26 protein-coding genes are annotated in these 25,359 nt (G+C 61.8%); 11 read left to right on the forward strand and 15 right to left on the reverse strand.

From position 1 onward, the window contains the following. Window positions 1-123: 123 nt before the first annotated feature. Window positions 124-1,161, reverse strand: a complete 1,038-nt coding sequence (locus QZ564_RS05420) for an aldo/keto reductase (RefSeq protein ID WP_297105869.1) — start codon at window positions 1,159-1,161, stop codon at window positions 124-126. 71 nt (window positions 1,162-1,232) lie between these two features. Between QZ564_RS05420 and QZ564_RS05425 the strand changes: the two genes are divergently transcribed. Further along, entirely contained in the window at window positions 1,233-2,270 is a 1,038-nt protein-coding gene (locus QZ564_RS05425; RefSeq protein WP_297105871.1) for a rhodanese-related sulfurtransferase, read from the forward strand. Here QZ564_RS05425 and QZ564_RS05430 read toward each other — a convergent pair. After that, a complete protein-coding gene (locus tag QZ564_RS05430; protein ID WP_297105873.1) occupies window positions 2,267-2,581 on the reverse strand; it encodes a HigA family addiction module antitoxin in 315 nt (104 codons plus the stop codon). The two genes, QZ564_RS05425 and QZ564_RS05430, sit on opposite strands and share 4 nt — an antisense overlap. Continuing rightward, entirely contained in the window at window positions 2,556-2,837 is a 282-nt protein-coding gene (locus QZ564_RS05435; protein WP_297105876.1) for a type II toxin-antitoxin system RelE/ParE family toxin, read from the reverse strand. Before QZ564_RS05435 ends, QZ564_RS05430 begins: the two co-directional genes overlap by 26 nt. A 115-nt stretch (window positions 2,838-2,952) precedes the next feature. Between QZ564_RS05435 and QZ564_RS05440 the strand changes: the two genes are divergently transcribed. After that, window positions 2,953-3,912, forward strand: a complete 960-nt coding sequence (locus QZ564_RS05440) for a LysR family transcriptional regulator (protein WP_297105879.1) — start codon at window positions 2,953-2,955, stop codon at window positions 3,910-3,912. Here the strand turns inward: QZ564_RS05440 and QZ564_RS05445 are convergent. After that, window positions 3,873-4,640 carry a LytTR family DNA-binding domain-containing protein gene (locus tag QZ564_RS05445; RefSeq protein ID WP_297105882.1) on the reverse strand — a complete coding sequence of 256 codons (768 nt, stop codon included), beginning with the start codon at window positions 4,638-4,640 and terminating at the stop codon, window positions 3,873-3,875. The genes QZ564_RS05440 and QZ564_RS05445 overlap by 40 nt on opposite strands. A 90-nt stretch (window positions 4,641-4,730) precedes the next feature. Here QZ564_RS05445 and QZ564_RS05450 point away from each other — a divergent pair, with 90 nt between their 5' ends. Then, window positions 4,731-5,252, forward strand: coding sequence for a DUF2306 domain-containing protein (locus QZ564_RS05450; protein ID WP_297105884.1), 522 nt, complete (start codon window positions 4,731-4,733; stop codon window positions 5,250-5,252). Here QZ564_RS05450 and QZ564_RS05455 read toward each other — a convergent pair. Beyond that, window positions 5,221-6,027 carry an alpha/beta hydrolase gene (locus QZ564_RS05455; RefSeq protein ID WP_297105887.1) on the reverse strand — a complete coding sequence of 269 codons (807 nt, stop codon included), beginning with the start codon at window positions 6,025-6,027 and terminating at the stop codon, window positions 5,221-5,223. The genes QZ564_RS05450 and QZ564_RS05455 overlap by 32 nt on opposite strands. A gap of 44 nt (window positions 6,028-6,071) precedes the next feature. Next, window positions 6,072-7,052, reverse strand: a complete 981-nt coding sequence (gene mbfA, locus QZ564_RS05460; RefSeq protein ID WP_297105892.1) for an iron exporter MbfA — start codon at window positions 7,050-7,052, stop codon at window positions 6,072-6,074. 180 nt (window positions 7,053-7,232) lie between these two features. Between mbfA and QZ564_RS05465 the strand changes: the two genes are divergently transcribed. The 3 genes from QZ564_RS05465 (at window position 7,233) to QZ564_RS05475 (ending at window position 9,223) form a co-directional block, all read left to right on the forward strand. Beyond that, a complete protein-coding gene (locus tag QZ564_RS05465) occupies window positions 7,233-7,601 on the forward strand; it encodes a hypothetical protein (RefSeq protein WP_297105895.1) in 369 nt (122 codons plus the stop codon). Window positions 7,602-7,663: 62 nt separating this feature from the next. Next, window positions 7,664-8,629, forward strand: a complete 966-nt coding sequence (locus QZ564_RS05470; protein WP_297105898.1) for a copper chaperone PCu(A)C — start codon at window positions 7,664-7,666, stop codon at window positions 8,627-8,629. A gap of 3 nt (window positions 8,630-8,632) precedes the next feature. Then, the gene (locus QZ564_RS05475; RefSeq protein WP_297105900.1) at window positions 8,633-9,223 is read left to right on the forward strand and encodes an SCO family protein; all 591 of its coding nucleotides are present in this window, start codon (window positions 8,633-8,635) and stop codon (window positions 9,221-9,223) included. A gap of 142 nt (window positions 9,224-9,365) precedes the next feature. Here QZ564_RS05475 and QZ564_RS05480 read toward each other — a convergent pair whose 3' ends face one another. Then, window positions 9,366-10,619: an FAD-binding oxidoreductase gene (locus QZ564_RS05480; protein WP_297105903.1), complete on the reverse strand. Its 1,254-nt coding sequence runs from the start codon at window positions 10,617-10,619 to the stop codon at window positions 9,366-9,368. A gap of 128 nt (window positions 10,620-10,747) precedes the next feature. Continuing rightward, window positions 10,748-11,710, reverse strand: coding sequence for a LysR substrate-binding domain-containing protein (locus tag QZ564_RS05485; protein ID WP_297105906.1), 963 nt, complete (start codon window positions 11,708-11,710; stop codon window positions 10,748-10,750). A 386-nt stretch (window positions 11,711-12,096) separates the two neighbouring features. Between QZ564_RS05485 and lepA the strand changes: the two genes are divergently transcribed. Then, window positions 12,097-13,902 (forward strand): translation elongation factor 4, encoded by a 1,806-nt coding sequence (gene lepA / locus QZ564_RS05490; RefSeq protein ID WP_297105909.1) that lies wholly within the window; start codon window positions 12,097-12,099, stop codon window positions 13,900-13,902. 205 nt (window positions 13,903-14,107) lie between these two features. Here the strand turns inward: lepA and QZ564_RS05495 are convergent, their stop codons facing one another. Beyond that, window positions 14,108-14,950, reverse strand: a complete 843-nt coding sequence (locus QZ564_RS05495) for a Dam family site-specific DNA-(adenine-N6)-methyltransferase (protein WP_363311619.1) — start codon at window positions 14,948-14,950, stop codon at window positions 14,108-14,110. Further along, window positions 14,911-17,256, reverse strand: a complete 2,346-nt coding sequence (locus QZ564_RS05500) for a DGQHR domain-containing protein (RefSeq protein WP_297105916.1) — start codon at window positions 17,254-17,256, stop codon at window positions 14,911-14,913. Before QZ564_RS05500 ends, QZ564_RS05495 begins: the two co-directional genes overlap by 40 nt. Window positions 17,257-17,423: 167 nt before the next feature. Between QZ564_RS05500 and QZ564_RS05505 the strand changes: the two genes are divergently transcribed. After that, window positions 17,424-18,155, forward strand: a complete 732-nt coding sequence (locus tag QZ564_RS05505; protein ID WP_297105918.1) for an SDR family NAD(P)-dependent oxidoreductase — start codon at window positions 17,424-17,426, stop codon at window positions 18,153-18,155. Here QZ564_RS05505 and QZ564_RS05510 read toward each other — a convergent pair. From QZ564_RS05510 to QZ564_RS05520, 3 genes are read right to left on the reverse strand one after another with little or no spacing between them, the layout of a single operon-like run. After that, window positions 18,152-18,568, reverse strand: coding sequence for a DUF2177 family protein (locus tag QZ564_RS05510; protein WP_297105921.1), 417 nt, complete (start codon window positions 18,566-18,568; stop codon window positions 18,152-18,154). The two genes, QZ564_RS05505 and QZ564_RS05510, sit on opposite strands and share 4 nt — an antisense overlap. A gap of 9 nt (window positions 18,569-18,577) precedes the next feature. Next, window positions 18,578-19,225, reverse strand: a complete 648-nt coding sequence (locus QZ564_RS05515) for a ChrR family anti-sigma-E factor (protein WP_297105923.1) — start codon at window positions 19,223-19,225, stop codon at window positions 18,578-18,580. Further along, a complete protein-coding gene (locus QZ564_RS05520) occupies window positions 19,222-19,794 on the reverse strand; it encodes a sigma-70 family RNA polymerase sigma factor (RefSeq protein WP_297105925.1) in 573 nt (190 codons plus the stop codon). Before QZ564_RS05520 ends, QZ564_RS05515 begins: the two co-directional genes overlap by 4 nt. A 249-nt stretch (window positions 19,795-20,043) precedes the next feature. Between QZ564_RS05520 and QZ564_RS05525 the strand changes: the two genes are divergently transcribed. Then, a complete protein-coding gene (locus QZ564_RS05525; RefSeq protein WP_297105928.1) occupies window positions 20,044-21,396 on the forward strand; it encodes an FAD-dependent oxidoreductase in 1,353 nt (450 codons plus the stop codon). Beyond that, entirely contained in the window at window positions 21,393-22,154 is a 762-nt protein-coding gene (locus QZ564_RS05530) for a DUF1365 domain-containing protein (RefSeq protein WP_297105932.1), read from the forward strand. Before QZ564_RS05525 ends, QZ564_RS05530 begins: the two co-directional genes overlap by 4 nt. 1 nt (window position 22,155) lies before the next feature. Here the strand turns inward: QZ564_RS05530 and QZ564_RS05535 are convergent, their stop codons facing one another. Together QZ564_RS05535 and QZ564_RS05540 are read right to left on the reverse strand one after the other, a co-directional pair. Continuing rightward, window positions 22,156-23,094, reverse strand: coding sequence for a Gfo/Idh/MocA family oxidoreductase (locus QZ564_RS05535; RefSeq protein ID WP_297105935.1), 939 nt, complete (start codon window positions 23,092-23,094; stop codon window positions 22,156-22,158). Between the two features lie 183 nt (window positions 23,095-23,277). After that, window positions 23,278-24,531, reverse strand: coding sequence for a glycerate kinase (locus tag QZ564_RS05540; protein ID WP_297105938.1), 1,254 nt, complete (start codon window positions 24,529-24,531; stop codon window positions 23,278-23,280). Window positions 24,532-24,664: 133 nt separating this feature from the next. On the opposite strand from QZ564_RS05540, the gene QZ564_RS05545 reads away from it, so the two are divergent. Further along, window positions 24,665-25,357, forward strand: coding sequence for a DUF1045 domain-containing protein (locus QZ564_RS05545; protein WP_297105941.1), 693 nt, complete (start codon window positions 24,665-24,667; stop codon window positions 25,355-25,357). Window positions 25,358-25,359 lie beyond the last annotated feature (2 nt).

Raw genomic sequence — 25,359 nt, forward strand, 5'->3', positions numbered from 1 at the left:
CGCGATAACTCCCCCTTGGCGGGGAGGAGGGAGGGGTACCAGCGAACGGGATTTCGATGGCGTCACCACCCCTCCCCAACCCTCCCCGTCAAGGGGAGGGCGTCAGATCGAGGTCGTCTAAGTCTACCGCAGCCAGCCCTGCGGGCGCGGGTGCAGCTCCATCTGCCCGCCGGCCGTCGCTTCGTCGATTGCGGCGATCTCCTCTGCGCTGAGATCGAGATTGTTGAGCACGCCCAGATTGTCCTTGAGCTGCTCAAGCGTGCGCACGCCAATCAGCGCCGAGGTCATCTCCTGGCGGCGCAACACCCAGCTCAGTGCCAGCTGCACCATGGATTGTCCGCGCGCCTTGGCGATTTCGCCGACCTTGTCGACGGCTTCAAGCACACGCGGCTCGATATGGCTGGCTCGCAGCGTGCCCTGCGGATTGCCGCCACGTGTCCCCTCCACGCTGCCCTTATTGTATTTGCCCGACAGCACGCCCTGCGCCAGCGGTGAGAAGGCGATGACGCCAATGCCCAGCTCGCCGCAGGCCTCGATCGTATGGTCGTTCTCGATCCAGCGATTGATCATCGAATAGCTCGGCTGATGGATCGTACAGGCGACCCCCATCTCCTTGAGCAAGCGATGGGCCTCGCGCGTCTCTTTTTCCGGATAGGAGGAGATGCCGACATAGAGCGCCTTGCCCGATTTGACCGCATGGGCCAGCGCCCCCATGGTCTCTTCGAGCGGCGTATCGGGGTCGAAGCGGTGCGAATAGAAGATATCGACATAGTCGAGCCCCATGCGTTTGAGGCTCTGGTCGAGACTTGCCAGCAGGTACTTCCGGCTTCCCCATTCACCATAAGGACCGGGCCACATATTGTAGCCCGCCTTGGTCGAAATGATCATTTCATCGCGATAGGGGCGGAAATCCCGCGCCATCACTTGCCCGAACAATTCCTCCGACGAGCCAGCCGGCGGCCCGTAATTATTGGCCAGGTCGAAATGGGTGATCCCCTGGTCAAAGGCATAGCCCAGGATTTCCATGGCGCTGGGATAGTCCCGAGTCCCGCCGAAATTCTGCCACAGCCCCAGGCTCACCACCGGCAGCTTCAGGCCCGACTTGCCCGAGCGGCGGTATTGCATGGAGTCATAGCGTGCCGGATCGGCCCGATAGGTCATGGTGTCTCTCCCAATGTTGTGGCTGCGACCGCCCCGTGACGCCGGGCCCGGCCGGTGGTATGAGCGGCGCCATGAACGCGCCGACAAGCAAATCCACGTCCAGTCTGCCCCAGTCCCATCATCCATACAAGGTGATGGCGGTCTATAAATTCGCTGCCCTGCCCGATGCGGAAATGCTCAAGGGTCCGCTGGCGGAATTCTGTTGGGGGCGCGGCATCAAGGGCACGCTGATCCTGGCACCCGAGGGCATTAACGGCACTGTCGCCGGCACGCCTGAGGCCGTCGACGCGCTGGCCGGTTATCTCTTCGCTTCCGGCCCCTTCGGTACTCGCCTGGCCGGCGCCGAGGTCAAATATTCCTTCGCCGATACCGCGCCCTTCCTGCGCATGAAGGTGCGCCTCAAGCCTGAAATCGTCACACTGCGCGCACCCCAGGTCGATCCCAACCGCCAGGTCGGCACCTATGTCGAACCTGAGGATTGGAATGCGCTGATTGAGCGCAATGACGTGGTGCTGGTCGATACCCGCAATGACTATGAAGTGGGTCTTGGCACCTTTCAACGTGCCCTCGATCCGCACACTTCGAGCTTTGTCGAGTTCAAGGACTATGTCGAACAGCACCTCGATCCAAAGAAGGACAAGAAGGTCGCTATGTTCTGCACCGGTGGCATCCGCTGCGAAAAAGCCTCGTCATACTTGTTGAGCCAGGGCTTTGAGGAGGTCTTTCATCTCAAGGGCGGGATTCTGAAATATCTCGAAGTGGTGCCCGAGGAGCAAAGCCGATTCTCCGGCGAATGCTTCGTGTTCGACGAGCGCGTCTCGGTTGGACATGGTCTTGAACTGGGCAATGCCACGCTCTGCCGCGCCTGTCGGCATCCACTGACAGAAGCGGACCGCCGGCACGCCGACTACCATGAGGGTGTCAGCTGCCCCTATTGCAAGGATGACGCGGCTAAGCACGAAGCGGCTGCCGAACGCCAGCGTCAGATGGACCTGGCCCGAAGCCGCGGCGGCACGCATCTGGGCGACGCCGCCAAGGCCGATGCCGAGCGCCGCCGACTGCAAAAAAAGCAACAAGCCGAACGGTCGCGCCAGTCCAACAAGGGCTAGGCTGCGCGGGGCGCGATGGCCTGCAGGTCCGCGCCGATTTCGCGCCGCTTCTCCATCAGGTCATATTCTGCCTGTAGCGACATGAAAAATCCTTCCGACAGGCCGAAATACCGTGCAAGCCGTAGATCTGTGTCGGCGCTGACCCCTCGCTGGCCCAGAACGATCTCATTGATGCGCCGGGGCGGCACATGAATCGCGCGGGCCAAAGCATTCTGACTCAGTCCTATCGGCTTCAGGAACTCTTCGAGCAGGACTTCCCCAGGATGCGGATTGGGCAACAGCCCCTCAGTGGTAGTCGACGATTGCGACATCGTGCGGTCCTCCTGTTTCCCAGGCAAAACAGATTCGCCATTGGTCATTGATGCGAATGCTCCATTGTCCAGCGCGCTTGCCTTTGAGGCTCTCCAACCGGTTGCCCGGCGGTACGCGAAGATCTGCAACGGTCCGGGCCGCATGCAGCAGACGCAGTTTGCGCAGGGCGATGGCCTGAATATCACCGGGTAGTTTGTGGCTACGCCGTCCCTGCCAGATCCGCTCGGTTTCTCCATCTGCAAAGCTCTGGATCATGTGCATACCATAACGTAACGCGTTACATAACGCAACGCGTTATGAGTTAATCAGCGCATCGACAAAGTCTATGGAAGCGGCAATATCTGTTGCAGAACGTCAATTCGCATAAGTCATGTCTATGGACCTCGACCAGCTTCGCACCTTTGACCGCATTGTCCGCGAGCAGTCCTTCACCCGGGCGGCGGCCTATCTCAACATCACCCAGGCCACCGCGTCCATGCGCATCCGCGCCCTGGAAAACCTGTTGGGCGTACAACTGTTTGTGCGCGGCCGCACCGTGACACTCACAGATCACGGCATGACCTTCCTGCCCTTTGCCCGCCGCATCATCGGCACCGCGCAGGAGGGGCGGGAGGCGCTGCGCCGGGTGGAACGCGGTCGGGTCTCGATCGGCTCGCTGCGCACTTTGGTCTCGCCCCTGATCACCGAAAGCCTGATCCGTTTCCAGCAGGGCTACCCGTCCGTGGACGTGGTGGTGCGCGAAGGGCGGCAGGCCCAGATCGCGGCCATGCTGCATGAACGCGAAGTGGAAATGGGCATTCTGTGCTGGCCCAATATCGACCCGCTGGTGGTTGATCTCGAGCCGCTGGTGATCATGCGTGAGCGTGTGCCGCTGGTGGTTTCGCCAGAGGTGGCCGCAAAGCTCTCAAGTCACCCCACCATCGACGAAGTGCTGGCACTGGTGCCACGGGTCATTGCACTGAGATGGTGGCAGGCCGATCCGGAGCGGGCTGCGGCCCTGGTGCGCCTAGCCCAGACCAGCGTCGAACTGCCCACTGGCCCGGGCCGTCGCCTCGCCATCAAGGGTGAGGGGCTGGGGTTCTTCGTCAATTCAGCGGTGGAGGAAGACGTCAAGGCCGGCCGGCTGGTCGAAATCGCGCCGGTCGAGTTCGAGCCGCTGCACCGCGACACTGCCCTTGTGGTGCGCAACCCTGCCGTCCTGGAGCGGGCCATGCTCGCCGATTTCGTCCGCGAAATTGCACAGGAATGCGCCCGCGTCGGCGAGATCATCGATGATCGCCTGCATCTGCTTCAGGCCAGCAGCCCCGCCGCGCGCGCAGCCTCGAGATAGGTCCGGCTGACTGGGACGATGGTGCCGTTTTCCAGCTCCAGCGCCGGCCGGCCTTTCTGGCGCAGGCTGCGCTTGACCGCATCCAGCGCAACCCAATGGCTGCGATGCACCTGCAAACCGGCAATGGGGGCCGCCTCACGAATGGCATCAGAAAGGCGCATGAGCACCAGGCTCCGGCCGTTCTCGGTACTGACTTCGACATAGTGGTCGGCCACCGAAATATGCAGTAGCCGGCCGCGCTGGGGCCGTGGCAACCGCTCCAGCAGGGCGGGCGGCTCTTCCGCCATGGCTGCGGCAGGCTGCGGCCGTTCCAGCACCGCCGCGATCAGGGTCACGGCGGCGGAGATCGCCATGCAATAAAAACTCAGCGATACCAGATCGATGACCGTGCCTGCCGGGCCGAACACGACAAGGTTGATGGCAGCCACGACCGCAGCGATGAACGGGCCGGCCAGCGCCCCGGCGACAAGCGCGGCGGCAAAGCGGTGCATGACCGGCCGCAACAGGCGTTCGCAAAATCCGGCGACCAGCGTCCCCGCAGCCGACGTACCCACCCCGATGGCGGTCCAATAGGCCAGGCGCGGCGCAAGGTTCATCGCCTGATAAGTGCCGAACGGGCCGATCAAGCCGATCACCAGGCTGAGCGCCAGCAGCACCACCCAGCTTCGCCCATCGCGCATCAGGCCATGCAATTCACGCAGCGTGGAATGCAATGGGCTGTCGTTCACGAAGCGGACCTGCGGTTGAAGAAGTGAGCGTTGCGCGCGGCAACTTAGCGATCCATCCCGGTGTCGCAAAGACCTCATGCGGATATCAACATGACGCTCACCCCCCTTCTCGACGCCGACTTCGCCATCCAGATCCATGCGGCCTCGGCCATCCTGGCGACCATTTTGGGCGCTCTCATTCTCTGGCGCCGCAAGGGCACGGCCCTGCACAAGGCCCTGGGCCGCATCTGGATCGCGCTGATGCTGATTACGGCCACCAGCGGCCTGTTCATCAACGAGATCAGGTTGATCGGTCCGTTCAGCCCGATCCATCTGTTTTCGCTGTTCACCTATTTTACGGTCTATGTCGGCCTCAAGGCCATCATCGTTGACCGCGATGTGGCCCGGCATCGCGCGGAGTTGCAGGGGCTCTATGTCGGCGCACTGATCCTGGCTGGCGCTTTCACCTTCCTGCCAGGCCGGCGCATGCATGCCGTGTTGTTCGGGCCCGATGCGGGATGGACTGAATCGTTGATGGTTATCGTGCCGGCGCTGGTCGTGGCGGTGGTCGCCTGGTTGCGCATGCGGCGCCAAGTGCCCATCATCCGGCCACTGGGGGCGCCACGGCAGTGAGTATGGCTCGGCGCCAGGCCACGCTGGCATCGAGATTGGCGCAATGCCCGCCGCCCGGCAAATGTTCGATCCGCCAGTTCGGCCGGCCGTCCAGAACCGTCAGCTGCGGCAGCAGCGCCCGATTGACGGCATGATCCTTGCTGCCCACCAGTATCAGGCCGGGCCCGGTCCAGTTGCGCGCAGCCTCCCGCAGGTCGTAGCGCCGGATATGGCCGACAATGGCGGCCGCGGCGCGTGCATCATATTGCTTGAGCATCCGCGCCACGAGCGGCCGGCTGGTCCGGCTGTCGGTGGTCATGTGCGCAGTGATCTGCGCGGCCAGCGCGCGCCCCGGGATGGTGTCGAGCAGCGTCACCAATCCGCCGATGGACGGCAGGTTCAGCGCCAGGGCCGTGCCGAATATTGTCAGCGACGCCAGCCGCCGGGGTGCTTTGGCGGCCATGCCGAGCCCCAATATCCCGCCCAGGGAATTGCCCACCCAATGGACCCGGTCCAACCCAGCGCGGTCGAGCATGTCCACAAGATCGGCCCGCAAGCGCTGCGGCGAGAAGGCTTGGGCGGTGACCCGATCCGGCATGCCGGATCGGCCGTGGCCGCGCAAATCGGGCACCAAAACGCGATAGCCTTGCTCGGCCAGCCATTCCGCGTCAGCGGCAAACTGCGCCCCGCCCGCGCAAAGGCCATGGCACAGCAACACGCCAGCCCCCGATTGGGGACCGGCAAGATCAAAGCACAGCTTGGTGCCGTCGCTGGCGGTGATCGTATGGTGTTCCATGGTCGCGATATAGACGGGATCTGCCTGAAGTGACAGGCGCCAAACTAGGCATTGCCGATCAGAATCCCGGCCGCAAACACCAGCGAACCGCCCAGTACCACTTGCAGTACGGCGCGCCAGAACGGGGTCTGCATGTAGCGCTGCTGGATAAAGGCGATGGCCCAGAGTTCCACCAGCACCACAAAGGCCGCCACGCCGGTGGCGATCCAGAAATCATGGATCAGGTAGGGCAGGGCATGTCCCAGCCCACCCACCGCGGTCATGATGCCCGCCGCCAGCCCGCGCTTGATCGGCGAACCGCGACCCGTGAGCTTGCCATCGTCTGACGCGGCCTCGGTAAAGCCCATCGAGATACCCGCACCCACAGCGGCGGCCAGGCCGACGAGAAAGGTCTGGTGCGTGTCGCCGGTGGCAAAGGCGGCCGCGAACACCGGCGCCAGGGTTGAGACCGACCCGTCCATCAACCCGGCCAGGCCCGGCTGCACATAGGTCAGAACAAATTGCCGATGCGCCTCCTGGCTCTCGCTTTCCCGGCCTTCGGCGCCCAGCACGGCGCTGTCGATCTGGTCGGCGCGCTGGGCGTGCCCTTTTTCAGCCGCCGCCAGGTCGCCCAGCAATTTGCGGATTTCCACATCCGTCACCTGCTTGGCCGCCTCCAGATAGAAGTGGTAGGCGCCTTCCTCCATTTCCCACACTTGCTGGCGGGCCTGCTCGAGTGTCAGCGTCTTTTGCAGCCATACCGGCTTTCGGGTGAGAAAGCCACGAACATGCTCGCGCCGGATCGGGACCAGCCGGGTGCCGAAGCGGGCGACATAGAGGTCCAGCAGGCTGCGGCGATGCTCATCTTCCTCGGCCGCCATGCCTTCGAACAGGGCTGCGCTGCCCGGATAGGTCTCGCCAAGCCTGGCGGCGAACTCGGAATAAATGCGCCCATCCTCTTCCTCGGCGGCGACCGCCAGCGCGAGGATTTCCCGTTCGCTCAGCGTCCCGAAGTCGCGGCGATTGTCCGGCCAGAAGCGCAGCATGATGCTCTCCAGATTAGAATCGTTCTAAACAACGCTTAGAATTGTTCCAGACCAGATGCAAGCCGTCTTTGATCTGCGACAAAGTGAGCCCCGCTCCACCACGCCAAACAGCTTGAGCCCGCTCCGTCGCCGGGCTATCGAGGCGTTGTGAGCCCGCACCCGACCAGCACGACCCGATCCATGTTCAGCGAAGCCGGCATCGCGCTCGCGGTTCTGGCCATCTACGTGCTGACCCTGCTGCTACCTTTGCATCAGGCCGCGGGGCTCCAGCGCGGTCTCAACGCCCTTGGCTTTGCCACGCTCGATAGCTGGTCGGTCTGTCAGCCCTTGGCGCAGGACCAAAATGGCGATCCGCACGAAGCCGCGGCGCTCTCCTGTCCGGCTACCGGCGTGGCGAAGCACCAGCTCGCTGCCGTGCTGCCACCAGTCCTCGTTGTCGAAGCACCGACAACCGCCGGCATCGTCCGCCACAATGATGCCCCGGCCCTCCACATCACCCTTCTGCCCGATCATGTGGGGCAGTCCCGTGCGCCTCCAGTCGCGGCCTGATCCTCGTTTCAACGACCGGCAGAACCCGCCGGAATCAGACCTATATTGACTGGAGATCACACATGATCCGCTCTTTCGCGCGTGCCACCCTGGCCGCCGCAACCTTCACTGCTCTGGCTGCTCCGGCTTTTGCCCATGCTACCCTGGAAGTCCAGGAAGCCGGGCTCGGTGCGAGCTACAAGGCCGTGCTCCGCATTCCTCATGGATGCGGTACCGAAGCCACCCATACCATTCGCGTGCAGATTCCGGAGGGCTTCTACAATGTGAAGCCCATGCCCAAGGCCGGCTGGAAACTCGAAACCGTCACCGGACCCCATGAAAACACCTATGTGAACCACGGCACCGAAGTGTCGGAGGGCGTCAAGGAAATCACCTGGTCGGAGGGCAATCTGCCCAATGAGTGGTATGATGAGTTCGTCTTCCGCGGCACCTTTGCCGATACGCTCGAACCCGGCACATTCTATTTCCCCGCCATTCAGGAATGCGCCAATGGCGAGGAAGCCTGGATTGGCATGGGGGAGGGCGCAGATATGCCGGCGCCAAGCGTCACCCTGATTGCCGGCGGCATGGATGAGCATGCCCATCATGATGCTGCGGCACCGGCCGAAACGGTCATTGGCGATCTCACCATCACGGGCGCCTTCACCCGCGCCACGCTGCCCAATGCACCGGTAGCTGGTGGCTTCCTGACCATAACCAATAATGGTGGCCAGGCTGAGACCTTGATCGGCGTGACGACGCCTGTCGCCAAGGAAGGCCAGATCCACGAAATGGCCATGGAAGGCGACGTCATGAAGATGCGGCAGCTGCCTGAGGGGCTGGCGATTCCCGCCGGCGAGACGGTCGTGCTCGAACCGGGCGGCTATCACCTGATGTTCATGGGCTTGAACAGCGCCATCGCCGAAGGTGATGTCGTCCCCGTCACATTGACCTTTGAAAAGGCCGGCACCATCACCCTGGACCTGATCGCCGCTGGAACCGCAGCCGACGCGCCGGCCGAGGATCATTCCGGCCATATGGGGCACTGAGCCATGGCCCTGTCCCACATCCGCACGATCCTCTGGACCCTTGTTGCCATTGCGGCGCTGGGTGCCACGGGACTCTATGTCTATACCACAATGACTCGCCCAGCTCAGGCAGTCGCGCTGGGGCAGGGCGACTATCAACTGGTGACGGCCTCGGGCGAGGCCTTCACCAAGCAGAGCCTGAGGGGCAAGCCCTCCATGCTGTTCTTCGGCTTCACCCATTGCCCCGAAGTCTGCCCCACCTCACTGGCCGAAATGGCATCCTGGTACGAAGCCCTGGGCGAAGAGGCTGACGATCTCAATGCCTTCTTCGTCACAGTCGACCCGGAACGCGACACTGCTGAGGTGATCGGCGACTATGTCAGTTGGACCGGCCGCGTGACCGGTGTCACCGGTACGCCCGAAGAGGTCGCCAGGGCCACCCAATCCTGGGGGGTCTATTACGAGAAGGTGCCGCTCGAAGGCGGCGACTACACCATGGACCACACCGCCTCGGTGTTCCTCGTCAATGCCCAGGGGGATTTTGAAGGCACCATCGCCTATCGCGAGAACAGCGATACGGCCTTAGCCAAGCTCAGGCGCCTGCTCGAAGGCTAGAGTGCTTTCAGCAAAAGTGGACGCCACTTTTGCGGCTTGAAGGCGCGACAAAACAAAGAGATAGAGCTCCAGTTCTGTTTCAATCAGAACGGGAGCTCTAGTGCTGCAATCGCGGGTCGGCGGCAAGGCCGACCCGCTTCACTCAGCCGCCCATGAATCGTTCCATGCGGAACGGATGGATGTCGATGGCAGTGGCCTCGCCGGTCATGGCCTGCGCCAGCAATTCGCCGGTCGCGGGCCCCAGCGTAAAGCCGTGATGGGCGTGGCCGATGCCCACGAAGAGCCCCTTGTGCTTAGGTGCCTTGGAGATGATCGGCATCATGTCCGGGGTGCAGGGGCGGGCGCCCTTCCAGGGCTGCGGGTCCAGCCTTTGCCCGAGCGGGAACAATTCCTTGGCCGCCCTCTCCGCCCTGCCCAACTGGATCGGAGTTGGCGCTGCATCGCGCTCCGCAAATTCGGCGCCGGTTGTGATGCGGATACCGCGCGCCATCGGCGCCATGGCATAGCCCACTTCCGGGTCAAGCAGCAGATGATTGAGCTTCACTGCGGCGCTCGTGCCGTAATGCATGTGATAGCCGCGCTTGACGAACAGCGGCAGCCGATAGCCCAGCGGCTCAAGGACATCCGGCGCCCAGGGCCCCAGGGCAATCACGACCTGCCCGGCCGAAACCGTCCTGCCGTTGACATCGGCACTCCAGCCGTTGCCAGTTTGCTTGAGCCCCTTGGCTGCGCCGCGAATAAATGTGCCGCCGAGTTTTTCAAACAGTTGGAAATACGCCTCCACCAAGGCACCTGGGTCCCTGACCGTCCAGGGGTCGGTCCAGTGAATGGCGCCAGCCAGCCCGCCGATCAGGTCAGGCTCTGCAGACTTCAACGCTGGCCAGTCCAGTACCTTGAAACTGATGCCGAACTGGTCGTGATCGCCCTGCGCCTTGCCCGCTTCCTTCTCCAGCCTGTCCGGGCTGCGGAAGGCCAGGTGCCAGCCATATCGCGAAATCAGCTTTTCTGTCTCCGGCCCACAGGCCTGGATGAGGTCGGAATGGGTGATGATCGAACGGCCGATCAGCGGGGCATAGCTCTGCACCACCTTGCGATAATGGTCGGGCGAGCTCTCCCACCAATAGCGCAGCAGCGGTGGCGCCAGCCGGGGCAGGGCAAGCGGTTCGTAGCGCGCGGCCGTCGACAGGTGCAGGCCCACCTGCAACAGCGTCTGCAGGTCCCGCGGAAACGGGTGCGGCCGCACCCCCTCGCGCTGAATGATACCGGCGTTGCCGAAACTGGTTTCGTGCCCGGGCTCGCTTTTGTCGACCAGCGTTACGCTGCGTCCGCGTCGCAGCAAGTGAATGCCGGTCGCGATGCCGACAATGCCTGCACCCAGAATGATAACGTCGTCCATGCCGATCCCCATTACGGCCTACGATGGCAGGAGCCTATCACATCACCTATGCAAGAAAGCGTCCATCTCGGGCAGTGTCGCACAGACATGGGCAGAAATATTGCGCGAAAATGTCAAAATTAGCAAAATTATCCGGCTGTAGTTGATATTATTGCGTCGCTTTCCTGGCCTGGTCGAAGCGCGGGCGCGTTCTGGTGGACATAGCCCAGAACGCTGGCCGGCACTTCGTGCGCCAGCCAGTCCCGGAACAGCTTGAGCTTTTTGGGCTCCCTGCGCCCTTTGGCCGTTGCGAGAAAGTAGCCACGCTCTCCTTTGACCGGCAGATCGAACGGGCGCACCAGCCGGCCATCGCTCACCGCATCGGCGGTCATCATGTCGGCGGCCAGCAGCACGCCTTGACCTGCAATCGCCGCATCGAAGGCCAGTGAAGCATCCGAATAGACCGGGCCGTCGAGCGGCATCGCAATATTGCCCCCGGCGCCGGACAGCCACAATGGCCAGTCCAGCATGCTCGTCTGGTCCACGATCACTGGAACCTGCGCCAGATCGCTTACCGTCCGGAGCCGGTCGCGGATCATCGGGGCGCACACCGGCTGGTAGTCTTGTCCGCCGATCAGGCTGACATCGGCGCCCGGCCATGTGCCACTGCCAAAGCGGATTCCGCAGTCAATGTCGGGGCGGCTGAGATCCAGCACTGCACCCGTTACGGTCAGACGCACTTCGAGCCCCGGATGGAGCGCGGAGAACTTGTGCAACCGCCAGATCAGCCAGCGCGAGGCAAAGACACTCCCAACGGTGACATTGAGCACGCCCTCATCGACGCCGGTCAGGCCCGCAAGGCCATCCTGCAACTGATTGAATCCACTCGTGAATTGCGGCAGCACGCGCGCCAGAACCGGCAGCGGCCGGATGCCCTGAGCGGTGCGGGCGAAGAGTTCGAGGCCGAGTCGTTTTTCGGCGCGGCGGAGGTGCTGGCTGACGGCGCCGACCGTGACGCCCAGTTCCTCGGCGGCCGGGGCGAGGGCGCCGCGGCGGGCGACGATCTCGATGGCGCGCAGGGCGTTGAGGGGGATGGGGAAGGGATTAGCCATATAGATTTTCTAAACCCACGCGCAGAGCTTGTCCATTGCGACCCGCCGCAGACCGGCGCAATATGGGACCATAGCATAGCAAAACCCCATCGAAGTAGACAAAATGTCCATCCTGGCGCGCCTCTTGGCGTGGCTCGGCAGGCCCGTGCCGACGCCCCCAAAAACCCCTGATCCGGAGGCTTTGAGCCTGCGCGACTGGGCCGATCTGCCGCCCCATCACCCCCGCTGCGAGACCTGCTGACGGGCCTGGGCCCCCTCCAGGCCCCCAATAATGAACGACCCGGCCCCCAAGATGAACGAGCCGGGCGGCGAACACGGCAAACTCGCGGTTAACCGCGCGCAAACCATCTTTCTTGGCCCCGTGGCATCTGCTATCAGCCACGCCCATGACCACGCCGCTCAAGAACATCCGCAATTTCTCCATCGTCGCCCATATCGACCATGGCAAATCGACCCTCGCCGACCGCCTGATCCAGATGACGGGCGGGCTGGATGCGCGCGAGATGAAAGCCCAGGTGCTGGACTCGATGGATATCGAGCGCGAGCGCGGCATCACCATCAAGGCGCAGACAGTGCGGCTCAAATACCGCGCCCAGGATGGCGAGGATTATATCCTGAACCTCATCGACACGCCCGGCCATGTCGACTTCGCCTATGAGGTGAGCCGCTCCATGGCCGCGGTCGAAGGTTCGCTGCTCGTGGTCGACGCCTCCCAGGGCGTCGAGGCGCAGACCCTGGCCAATGTCTATCACGCCATCGACGCCAATCACGAAATCGTCCCGGTGCTGAACAAGGTCGATCTGCCCGCCGCCGATATTCCGCGCGTCAAAAGCCAGATCGAGGACGTCATCGGCATCGATGCGAGTGACGCCGTCGAAATCTCGGCCAAGACCGGCATGGGCGTCGACCAGGTGCTCGAGGCCATCGTCACGCGCCTGCCCGCCCCCAAGGGCGATATCGACGCGCCATTGAAGGCCCTGCTGGTCGATAGCTGGTACGATACCTATCTCGGCGTCGTGGTGCTGGTCCGCATCATCGATGGGGTGATGAAGAAGGGCCAGAAGATCCGCATGATGGCCTCCGGCGCCGTTTACGAGCTGGATCGGGTCGCTGTCTCCACCCCCAAGCTGGTCGAGGTCAAGGAACTGACCCCGGGCGAATTGGGCGTCTTCACCGCCTCGATCAAGGAAGTGGCCGATACCAATGTCGGCGACACCATCACCGAGGACAAAAAGCCCACCGAAAAGGCGCTGCCCGGCTTCCGCCCGGCCCAGCCGGTGGTGTTCTGCGGCCTCTTCCCTGTCGATGCCTCGGACTTTGACGAGCTGCGCGCCGCCATGGGCAAGCTGCGTCTAAACGATGCCAGCTTCTCCTTCGAGATGGAAACCTCGGCCGCGCTCGGCTTCGGCTTCCGCTGCGGCTTTTTGGGGCTGCTGCACCTCGAAATCATTCAGGAGCGGCTCTCCAGAGAATTCGATCTCGACCTCATCGCCACCGCCCCCTCGGTGGTTTACGAGGTGGAACTGACCAGTGGCGAGACCATGCATCTGCATAATCCCGCCGACCTGCCCGATGTGATGAAGATCGAGGAAATCCGCGAACCCTGGATCAAGGCGACGATTCTGACGCCAGACGATTATCTGGGCGCGATTTTGAAGCTCTGCCAGGACCGGCGCGGCATCCAGAAGAATTTGAGCTATGTCGGCCAGCGCGCCATGGTGGAATATGAACTGCCGCTCAATGAAGTGGTGTTCGATTTCTACGATCGGCTGAAGTCGATCTCAAAGGGCTATGCCAGCTTTGACTATCAACTGATCGAACACCGCGCCGGCGATCTGGTGAAACTCTCCATCCTGGTCAATGCCGAGCCGGTGGACGCGCTTTCCATGCTGGTGCACCGCACGGTGGCCGAAAGCCGCGGCCGCGTGATGTGCGAAAAGCTCAAGGAGCTGATCCCCCCGCACCTCTTCGTCATCCCCATCCAGGCCGCCATCGGCGGCAAGATCATCGCCCGCGAAACCGTCCGCGCCATGCGCAAGGACGTCACCGCCAAATGCTATGGCGGCGACGCCACGCGTAAGCGGAAGCTGCTGGAAAAGCAAAAAGCCGGCAAGAAGAGAATGCGCCAATTTGGCAGTGTGGAAATACCACAAGAGGCGTTCATCAAGGCGCTGAAGATGGGGGATGACTAGCCGACGGCGCTTCGCGCAAAATCGCTCCGGTGGAGCGATTTTAGTCGGCTAGGCCCGGAGAGCTATGCTCGCAGGGCGAGGGTCCTCCACAGGACGCTGCCCTTCCTCCCCCAACAGAGTATCTTCTGTCTGGCTAAGCGGTGTGAAGAGCCGGCGATTGGTCTACACGAAGTCGGCGTCTGATAGCAGACACATCGTACCATCATCAGCTCGTGATCAGTAGCTCGGTGGAGTGAGAGCGGTGCGTCGCCTTGGCAGCGATGACGCTATGCCGTCCCAGTCGTCTCTGGTGTCCAAAATCCTTGTATAGATCTCGGACGCTTTCGTGGTCGGCGTTTGTTATTGCAAACTTTGCGCCTCTGTCTGTCGCGCGTCGTATGGCGTCACGCAATCGAACCTGATCCTGCCAAGCAAATATGTTTTGATTATATTTTACGAATCCATTCATATTGTGTCGGACGGTATACGGCGGGTCAGCGAAAACAAAATCGCCCTCACCGGCAAGATCAATTGTTTCCTCGAAGTCGGCTGCGCTAATTATAGCACCATGTAGAGCTGTAGACCACGCATCGAAATTGTCAGTCGCCAAAATTACAGTCTGTTTCGTACCAATAGGTACGTTGAAATTCCCCTTCAAATTTTCACGATATAGGCCGTTCCAGCACGTTCTGTTGAGGTACAGGAATTGCGCTGCTCTTTCCGTTAGGTCTGAATAGTTCCTGGATCGCGTCTCATAGTAATATGAGGTCGAATGTAAGCGGGCATGACTGTGGAGCAGGGGAACAAGTCGCTGGACATCATCTCTTATCGCTAGGTAGACTTCAATCAAGCGTTCATTAGAATCGCTGAGGATCGAACGTCTCGGCCTTGTTTCGAAAAAAACAGCCCCTCCCCCAAGGAATGGTTCGATATATCTGCCAGTGAACTCAGGGGTTGCGAATTGTCCACTTTCGAACATCCATCGCTTGCCGCCTGCCCATTTTAGGAATGGCTTCAAAGGCTCTCTGGTCATAGTGGAAATTTCGGGCTGACTTCGGCTCGTAGCCATTCGATGAACTCTAAGTCTTCGTCGGTGTATGTCTTTAGCTGGTTTTTGTGGGCAGCTATATTTCTCAGTTCATTAAAATCTTGTATCCAAGAAAGATAATACTTTTGACCTGTCCTTTCTTCCGGTTTTGGATTCTTAAATGCAAACTCGAAATGACTCCAATTATTGGATTGCTTAACAATCTCAGCCAAATCTACTATGTTTAGGTAGGCCTCTTTCGGCTTCCTGCGTGCCTTATCACGTTGTTGAGCTTCGAAGGCGTTGCGCCTAATTCGTTCGCTTTCGACCCCAATTTCCCAAAATGCCTGCTCGTCACTGGCCAGCCGGTGCGTACCATGCACCTGCTTGAGAGTGTCGATAACGTAATCAGTCATGCGTTCCGACAGTTTCATGAGAAACTGGTTCACCTCATCTATCTTGTCGGAATTGCTCTGTTCTACCCACCGAAGGAACTCCTCGGTGCCGAAGTCAGAGTGAGTGTCAGTCAGAATCCGCATCAAATGATATGCGTACTCTTTGACGCCGCCTTCGCCGAACTTGCGGGAGAACTTCTCCCTTATCACTTCATCGGAGGCATCTCTAATGAACTTAAAGATTGGATCGCAAAAGCTGTTGACGTGTGCGGCAAAGTCGGAGGGTTTCAGCAGTTGGAAGTCCAGCGACTTTTTGTGTGACAGGTATGAGACCACTTCGGCGATAACACCTAGGTGGGCGCGCAATCCGGGGTTGACCGCAATAAATGCATCCCTTCCCCTTTCCCAGCGCACGGGGTTGGCTTGGCGGACCTTCTCAAAATAGCTATTTAGAACGCTTGTGGCCCGTGCGACGGTCTCTTCGTCTGTTGCGCCTGTTAGTGGTCCGGGAGCGATAGAGGACCCGGCCAGCCGCCCGATGAGTCCTGACCTTCGAAAGCCGTTTACCGCCTCAGATATAGTCAGGTTCTGGTTGGGCTCCGCTGGTACGCCGTGTAGTGCGAACCTGCGAGACAATGGGCTTGTTTTGTCCGTGTTCAGCGCGCGCACTACTGCGGACGCAAGCGCAGAAAGAGCCGTTGATGGATCTGCGTCACCCATTCGAATGTCGGCTAAGAGACTGACCAATAGACCCTTAGGTACGCTCTTTTGCTTGTGGTTGATAGTTATGAACAGGTCCGCTTCTTTCTGAACGGCCATCTTTTCGAATGCCAGGACAAACAAGCTCTGATCCAAGTAGTGGTCCGGTAGGTGAGAGAAGCCATAGAGGCGATGCTGCCCATCGATGATCCAAGCGGATCTATATTTCGAAGGAAGAGTCAACCATCCGAATTTCAGATTAGGATCTGTATTTTCAGTATTCGAAATAAAATCGAATCTTGGAGAATCAGAGAAATTAACAAGTACGTTTGTAGGGAAAAATCCACCTTTACTAATATAGCTGCCGATTTCCTTGATTCTACTCGACGAAATCATTCTCTGGTAGGCGGGGCGGCCGTCAGGATGATTGAGTGCTTGATGGTTAATAAAAGCAATCTTTTGAAGATTCCGAGGTGTTGTTACAAAACTATAGAAGGTCTCACCGCCAATTTTCCCCCGAATTGCAGGAATTTTGACGTCCGACAAGCCTGGGACTTTCTGGCCGCGGAGAAACTCACCCAAAATTTGATATCTTCCCGCGGGGCCCATGTGCCGCACGAATGTCTCGAAGTACTGTAGTTCGTTCTCGGTCAAGATCTTGATGTCGTGAGCTTCCGCCCTTTCGACATCTGGTGCTGACCAGAGGATGTTGTTTGTTGCATATATCCAGATTAGCTTCGGTTTTTGGCCCGTGTGCCTACTGTAAACGGCATTTCGAAGGTAATTTTGAAGCGCAACGGTTTCCAAAATGTCCTTTTGGAGAGAGCGGCGTCCTCTCTCGGCGCGAGACTTGCATTCTATAATTATTGCCGTTTCATTATCTTCGGCATATACATCGATTTGTTTACGGCCTTGAGATTTGTCCTCTCTGGCGAAAGAAATTTTGAAATTCCCTCCATTGAGAGTGCCGTATCCCATAGTTCTAAATAGGCACCAAACACGATCCTCCAACAACCGCTCATGACTTTTCGGGCGTTTCATTCGGGTTGCGCGCTTTCCCGGTCTTTGTACAATCCACCCCTTGGCCTCTTCTGCGTGAGCGTCGGCTGGATGCACGCTTTTCAAGTCGTGATCATTCCGTCGCCTTCGATACTCAGAAGCGATTTCCGAAGCATCATCTAGTAGAGGTGAAAGAAAATTGGTGCCCTCTTTGTAGACTTCCAGAGGTCCCATGTCCCGATCATCATTGTCCATTGTGAATTGTGCCCCCATGAACTAGAGAAGAATCGTCAGGCAGTCGGAAGTCAAGTCTGATGAGAGTGGTTGTCCCCCCATCCGCCTAAGTTCTCCTCCCCCAAGCATCCAATCCCCCCTTCTCTGCGTAATGCCTGCGAGCATTTGCATTCGAAGGAATTTCAGGCGTGGCGAAAAAAGACGAGAAAATCTGGATCATTGGCGGGTCGAGCGGCATTGGGGAGGCGCTGGCCCAAAAATTTGCGGCGCGGGGGGCGCTGGTGGTCATTTCGGGGCGCAACAAGGACGATCTGGCTGCAGCGCTCGCTCGCATCGGCTCGGGCCATCACGCCATTGCGGCCGATGCCACCGATCGAAACAGCATCGAAGAGGCGGCGGCGCTGCATGGGCCGTTCGACCGGATCATCACCACCGCCGCCATCTATGATCCCGGCGCGGTCGGCAAGGCCGATGCGGATGAAGCGGCCAAAGTGTTCGCGGTCAATCTCACCGGCACCTTCAACGTGGCGCAGATCGGCGCCAGGCATTTGCGGCCGGGCGGGCAATTGGTGCTGTTCGGCTCGGCTGCGGCGATTTTCGGCCTGCCCAATGGCCAGGTCTATTCGGCCACCAAGGCCGGCATCGTCAATTTCGCCCAGTCGCTGCGCACCGAATTGTGGCCCGAGGTCGATGTGCGGCTGGTGACACCGGGCTTTGTGCGCACGCCGCTGACCGACAAGAACAATTTTGCCATGCCCGGGCTGATGGAGCCCGAAGCGGCGGCGGCGCGCATTCTGGCCGGGCTCGATGGCAAGAGCTTCGAGATCGCCTTTCCGCGCCGGCTGATCTGGCCGCTGAAGCTGTTGGGCGTGCTGCCCCACAGGCTGGCTTTTTGGATTGCGGCGCGGATGCGGGGCTAGCTGGTGAGCTTGACCACGTAGTAGCCGGCCAGGGCCGAAATACCCGAGAGGAAGCCGCCCCAGGCCATGTCGATCAGGCTGATCTGGAGGCTCCAGCCCTTGAGGGTGGAGAGATTGGTCATGTCATAGGTGCCATAGGCCAACAAGCCCAGCGCCACCCCGGCCACCAGCGCCCAGACCCAGCTGCCGGCATTGACCGCCGGCAGCACGGCAAAGCCGACCAGGCCCGCGACATAGAAGAGATAGAACAGCGCCGCGGGCACCAGATTGGGCTGGTCGAGCAGCAGGTCGCCGATTTCGGCGCGGTAAAAGCCGATGCCCAGCACGGTCAGCCAGAGCAGGTCGATCCCGAAGAACACCAGCGCCGTCCCGCCATAGGCGGCAAGCAGGGTCAGCAAGGGAAAGCCGAACATGGGTCCTCCTCAGATGCCGAGCATCGGCTGGACCAGCCGCAACAACCGGCTGGAGAATTTGAGCGGCGCATCGGTGATGGCGAGGCATATGCAATCCTCGTGATCATCGGCCACCGGCTGGTGGGTCAGGCTGCCATCGGCATCCTCGATATCGCCGGGGCCGAAGCGGTCGACCTCGTCGTGGAAGCTGCCCTTGAGCACCACGGTCAATTCGCGGCCGCCATGGGAATGCTCGGGCACCGGCTTGCCGGCGGCGATGCAGAGCAGGCGCGCCTGGGTGGTCTTGTCGCCGGTCTTGATCAGCACCTGCTTGGCATTGCCCAGATTGCGCCATTTGATGGCGTCGAGGTCGCCCCCGAGATAGGAGCGCAGCGGCTCGGGCAGGGTGGCCGAAGCCGGGCGGGAAACGGGCCTGGGCGCCGGCTCGGGCGTGACCGCGAGGCGGGATTTGAGCGTCTCCCAGCTATCGGCGGGGCCCTCGACGGGCGTCAGCTCTTCCAGCATGGCCCCGGCCGTGGCTTCGGCCAGCGCCAATTGTTCCCGGCATTGCGGGCACATGGCCAAATGGCAGGCAATGGCCAGCGACCAGCCTTCACTGAGGCGCCCGGCGGCATAGTCGAGCAGGAGATCGTCATTGAGGTGATGGCGAATGGTCATTTCATTTCCTCCAGCGCCGCGCGAAGGCGTCCGAAGGCCAGTCTGATGCGCGATTTCACGGTGCCGATCGGCAGCCCCAAGCGGGCGGCGATGGTGCTGTGCGAGTCTTCGTCGAAAAAGGAGAGGCGGATCAGTTCCACCTGTTCGGCCGGCAGGGTCTTAAGCGCGGCATGGAGCGCGGCGCCGCTCTGCTTCTGCTCCAGAAGGTCCGGCGCCTCCGGTTCGGGCGGCGGCACCAGGGCCGGATCGTCGGGGTCGAAGGCGGGGCGTTTCTGCTTGCGCCAGGCATCGATCCAGATATTGCGGGCGATGGTGAATATCCAGGCCGAGGCCTGCCCGCGCTCCGGATCGAACTGCCCGGCTTTGCGCCAGATGGCCAGCATGGTCTCCTGCATCAGATCCTCGGCGGCCTGGCCGTCGCGGGTCAGCTTGAGCAGATAGGCGCGGATGCGCGGCCCGAATTCCTTGAACAGGGCTTCAAAGGCGGCCATGTCGGCGCTGGCGGCAATGGCCACGATCTGCGCGCTGGTCTGGGTCGGCGGCGCGGCATTGTCTGTCCGGTCCGTCATGCGGATTTGGCCCTTCTTTGGCGCGGGCACGGCAAGGCGGCGGCGCGGTGGTCTCGCAGCATCCTCGCATGGTCCGGCAAGTGGGTAAATCGCAACTGACATGCCCCAGATACGCCACCGCCCGTCGGCTGGATCAGTGGCATCGCGAAAATTCTGCTTGTCAGGCCGGCGGGAGAAAACTCCGGCGGCGGCTGATCCATCCGGCCCGCGCGCACGTATGGCTCGCACAACATTCGGGACGATAAAGACATGTTTCACGCCGCTTCAGGATTTTCCGGTTCGCAACCGGTCCGACAACGTATCGCCGTGGTCGGCAGCGGGGTGTCCGGACTCTCGGCGGCCTGGCTCTTGTCCAAGACTCATGACGTGGTGCTCTACGAGGCCGATGATCGCCCCGGCGGCCATGCCAATACCATCGATGTTCCCGGCACCGGCCCGGTCGACACCGGCTTCATCGTCTACAATGACAAGAACTATCCCAATTTCCAGGCCATGCTCGCCCATCTCGGCGTAGACAGCATTCCCACCGAAATGTCCTTTGCCGCCTCGCTCGATCGCGGCACGTTCGAATATTGCGGCGAGGGGCTTTCGGGCATGCTGGCACAGCGCCGCAACGCCTTCCGGCCACGCTTCTGGAGCCTGTTCCGCGACCTGCTGCGCTTCTACCGCGAAGCGCCTAAGGCGCTCGACCGTCCCGATATGCGCGGCTTGACGCTGGACGAATATCTACGCACCCAGCGCTATTCCCGCTCCTTTGTCGAGGGGCACCTGCTGCCCATGGCCGCCGCCATCTGGTCGTCCAAGGCAGAGGATATCCGTGCCTATCCGCTCTTTGCTTTCGTGCGCTTCTTTGAAAGCCATGGCCTGCTGCAATTGCGCGAACGCCCCAACTGGCGAACGGTCAAGGGCGGCAGCCGCACCTATGTCGGCGCCTTGCTCAATGATTTTTCCGGACAGTTGCGGCTCTCGACACCCGTTGCCCGAGTCGTTCGCGATGCCTCGGGCGTCACCGTCACTGCCCGCACCGGGCAGGTCGATCAGTTCGACGCCATTCTGATTGCCACCCATGCCGACCAGGCGCTGGCCATGCTCGATGCCCCCAGCCAGGCCGAGCAGTCACTTTTGGGCGCCTTTGCCTACACTACCAATACCGCCATCCTACATGCCGACCCCACCTATATGCCGCGGCGCCGCAAGGTCTGGTGCTGCTGGAACTATATCTCCACCGACCACCTTTCCGATGAGAACCAACTCTGCGTGAGCTATTGGATGAACCGGCTGCAGAGCCTTTCAGGACGCGACCTGTTCGTGACCCTTAATCCCCCGACCCAGCCCCGGGACGAGATCGCGCGTTTCCAATATACCCATCCGCTCTTTGATGGCCGCGCCATCGAGGCCCAGGACAATCTCTGGCAATTGCAGGGGCAGAATCGCACCTTCTACGCCGGCGCCCATTTCGGTCGCGGTTTCCACGAAGATGGGCTGCAGGCCGGATTGGCCGCCGCCGAGGCCATGGGCTCCCTGCCGCGACCCTGGACCGTGCCCAATCCATCCGGCCGCATCACGCTGGCCCCGCCGGCGACTGCCGCGCTGGTGGCATGATCGCGAATTCAGCCATCTATGTCGGCGCGGTGGTGCATCAGCGGCACCGGCCAAAAAAGCACGCCCTCAAATATCGGGTGTTCTCGCTGCTGATCGATCTTGATGAACTGCCAGCGCTCGATCGGCTGAAATGGTTCGGCCACAATCGCCGGGCGCTGTTCTCGTTCCGGGATGCGGACCACGGCAACGGCCTGCCGCTGCGCAGCTGGGTCAATCTGAAACTGGCTGACCACGGCCTGCCGCCGGCGGGGCGCATCCGTCTGCTCTGCTATCCGCGCATTCTGGGCTATGTGTTCAACCCGCTGACCGTCTGGTTCTGCGACGACGCTGCGGGCCAGCCGCTGGCCACCATTTATGAGGTGCACAACACCTTTGGCGAGCGCCATAGCTATGTCCTGCCCCAGGGGGCGGAGCAGGCGGCGGACAAGAGCTTTTATGTCTCGCCCTTCATCGACATGGATTGCCGCTACGAGTTCCGCCTGACACCGCCGGGCGAGAAGGTGCGTGTGGCCATCCATGAAACCCAGGACGGCCAGCCGCTGCTCTATGCCGCCTTCACCGGCGAGGCACGGCCATTTGACGATGCGACCCTGCGGCGGCTGTTCTTCACCCATCCGCTGATGACGCTCAAGGTCACCGCAGGCATCCATTGGGAGGCCCTGCGCCTGATCGCCAAGGGCATCCGCATTCGCTGGTACACTGATCGCCAGCGCAGCCGCCGTCCTGAGACTGGCCGGCTGGCCGAGCGCCAGGACTAGCCTACCACTCGAAGGCCGGACCGTTCTCGCGGGCGCCCATCAGGAAGACGTCGCTCATCAGCCGCAGCGGGGCGGCATCCACATCGCTCTGGCGCTTGTCGAGCAGATCGGCGAAGCGGTCATAGATACCGGCATATTCCTCGTCGCCATGCTCCAGCACCACCTCGCCATTGATCTTGAGCGTACGCCCGCCACGCTCGAGCTTGAGATCGGTGCCGGTGCCGGTCACCACATGGATGGTCCAGATCTCCCCGCTTTCCTCGAGCCAGTTGAAGCCCGAGGAAATGTCGGGCTTGTGCGGCTGACCCGACTTGAACCGAACCTCGACATCGACCGGCGTCTGCCGGTTGGCCGGGAAGGTCAGCTTGGCGCTCTCGACGAAGACGGGAAACGGCATGATCTTGGTGAAGATCGAATAGGCATTGATACCCGGATCGCAGACGCCGAACCCGCCCGGTTCCCACACCCAGTCCTGGCCCGGATGCCATTTGCGCACGCTTTCGCGCCAGTCGATCCGCACCTTGTTGACGCCTTGCTCAGCCAGGATGGCCTTGGCCCGGTCAACGGCCGCATTGTACTGGCTGTGCCAGGTCTGGAACAGCACCCGGTCCAGCCGGGCCGCATGGGCGACAATGTCGTCGAGTTCGGAAATGGTGGTGGTGGGCGGCTTTTCCATCATCACGTCCTTGCCCGCATCCAGCGCCTCCCGCACCAGGGCGTGGCGCACGCCGGGCGGGGTGCAGATGGACACCAGCCCGATTTCGGGCATGGCCGCATAAAGCTCGGCGGCGGTGCGGAAGACGGGCAGATCGCCATGGCTCACACCGCGCGATGACACGGTCGCCGCCAATTCGAAATCGTCCGAGGCGCTGATGACCGGAATATGTTGATCCACCGCGATCTTGCCCACGCCGATAATGGCGATCTTGCGCTTGGCCATGCCAGAACTCCCTGCTTGTCGGCGGCTATAGAGCAGGTCTTGCCAGCCTCTGCCAAGAGCCCGGATCGACAAAAGTATGATTTTTATGCAACAGGCGGCACTGCCCGTCCACCTTGCATCATGTTGCGGGGCACTTCCCGCCCGCAGCGGGCTGGAAGGCTGCGGCCTCCCCGGTCCCGGCGGTCAGCCAATGGCGATGGCCCGGAAGTCGTTGACATTGGTCCCGGTGGGGCCGGTCACGAACAGATCACCGATGGCCGCGAATGCGCCATAGGCATCGTTGTCAGCCAGGGTCGCCTGCGGGTCGATACCGGCCTCGCGCATGCGGCGGGCGGTGTTTCCATCGACAAAGGCGCCCGCATTGTCTTCCGAACCATCAATGCCGTCAGTGTCTCCGGCCAGCGCCGAGACGCCCGCAACACCATCAAGGGCAATGGCCAGCGCCAGAAGGAACTCGCCATTGCGGCCGCCGCGGCCCTTGCCCCGCAGGGTCACCGTGGTTTCGCCGCCCGACAGCAGCACGATCGGCTTGCGGAAGGGCCGGTCACGCAGGACGATCTCCCGCGCCAGCGCGGCATGCACCTGGGCCACGTCGCGCGCTTCCCCTTCGATGCTGTCCGAGAGAATGGCGGCTTCAAAGCCATTGGCGCGTGCCAGCTCTGCCGCCGCCTCCAGCGACAGTGCGGCGGAAGCGATGGTTGTCACGCTGTTGCCGGCGAAAGCCGGATCCTCGGCCGCGGGGGGCAAATTGTCCTGGCTGGCCAGGAGCCGGGCCGCCATGTCTGGCAGTTCGATGCGATAGAGCGCCGCCAGGCGCTGCGCCTCCGCCCGCCCCCCGGCCAGCGGCAGGGTTGGACCGGAGGCGACAAGCGCCGGATCGTCGCCCGGAACGTCCGAGACCACCAGGGTGGCGACGCGCGCCGGAGCGGCGGCGAGGGCCAGACGCCCCCCCTTGATGGTGGAAAACTGGTTGCGGATCAGGTTCATTACCCCGATCGGGGCGCCCGAGGCGAGCAAGGCGCGGTTGATCGCCTGTTCGTCCGCCAGCGTCAGGCCCGGCGCGGGCGCCGGCAGCAGCGAAGAGCCGCCCCCAGAAATCAGGGCCACGACCAGGTCATCGGCGGTGAGGCCCGACACCATCTCCAGGAGCCGCAATGCCGCAGCCTCGCCCGCCGCATCGGGTACCGGATGGGCGGCCTCGATGATCTCGATGCGCTCGCAGCGCTCGGCATAGCCGTAGCGCGTGACCACCAGCCCTGTGAGGTCGCCCGGCCAGGCCTGCTCGAAGGCGCGCGCCATTTGCGCTGAGGCCTTGCCCGCACCGACGACAATGGTGCGGCCCTTGGGTGGCGCGGGCAAATGCCGCTCCACCGCCAGCGCCGGCTGCGCCTGTGCAACGGCTTGATGGAAGAGGCGTTCGAGCAGGGGGCGATGCATGAAGTCCAGGCCTTGGCGGGATCGCAATCGGTATTGGGGTCACCTTGTTGCCAGCCCCGGCACATTTGTCCAGCCCGATGACTTGTCAAACACCTGCCATATAGGTCCATTAGCCCGGCGCCGAGGAGGCCCCATGTCGCAAAGATTCGCCATTTACTACGCTCCCGCCACCACCGATCTGCTCTGGGATCGCGCGTCGGTCTGGCTGGGCCGCGATCCGGCTACGGGCCTCACCTATGACGGGGCCGTGGCCGGCATGGAGCGCGCCCGCCTGCTCAACCTGACCCAGTCGGCCGGCCGCTATGGCTTTCACGCCACCCTCAAACCGCCCATGGCGCTGGCGGCCGGGCACACCGAGCAATCGCTGCGCGATGCCATGGCCGAAGCGGCCCGCGAACTGCAACCGGTTTCCCTTGGAAAGCTCCGGATCGCCGAACTGGATGGCTTTCTCGCCCTCATTCCGGAAAACCCCGACAATCCGGCACTGCAGGACTTCGCCGCCAGCGTGGTGGAAATGTTCGAGCCGTTCCGCGCCCCGCTCAATCCGCGGGACCGCGCCGCCAGGGCCGCCCGCGGCCTGACGCCCCGACAGGAAGAACTGCTCGACGGTTATGGCTACCCCTATGTGTTCGACCAGTTCCGTTTCCACATGACGCTGACCGACCGGCTCTCCGATGCCGATCGCGCCGAGGTCACCACCGCCGCGCAGACCTGGTTCGGCCCGATCCTGGGGGACGAGGTGGTGCTGGACCGCCTCAGCCTTTTCCATGAACAGGAAAGCAAGGTGCCCTTTGCACGCATTGCCGATTTTGGGCTGGGAGGCTGACG

The sequence above is a fragment of the uncultured Devosia sp. genome (genome assembly GCF_913055165.1).
In the GTDB taxonomy this organism is placed as follows: domain Bacteria; phylum Pseudomonadota; class Alphaproteobacteria; order Rhizobiales; family Devosiaceae; genus Devosia.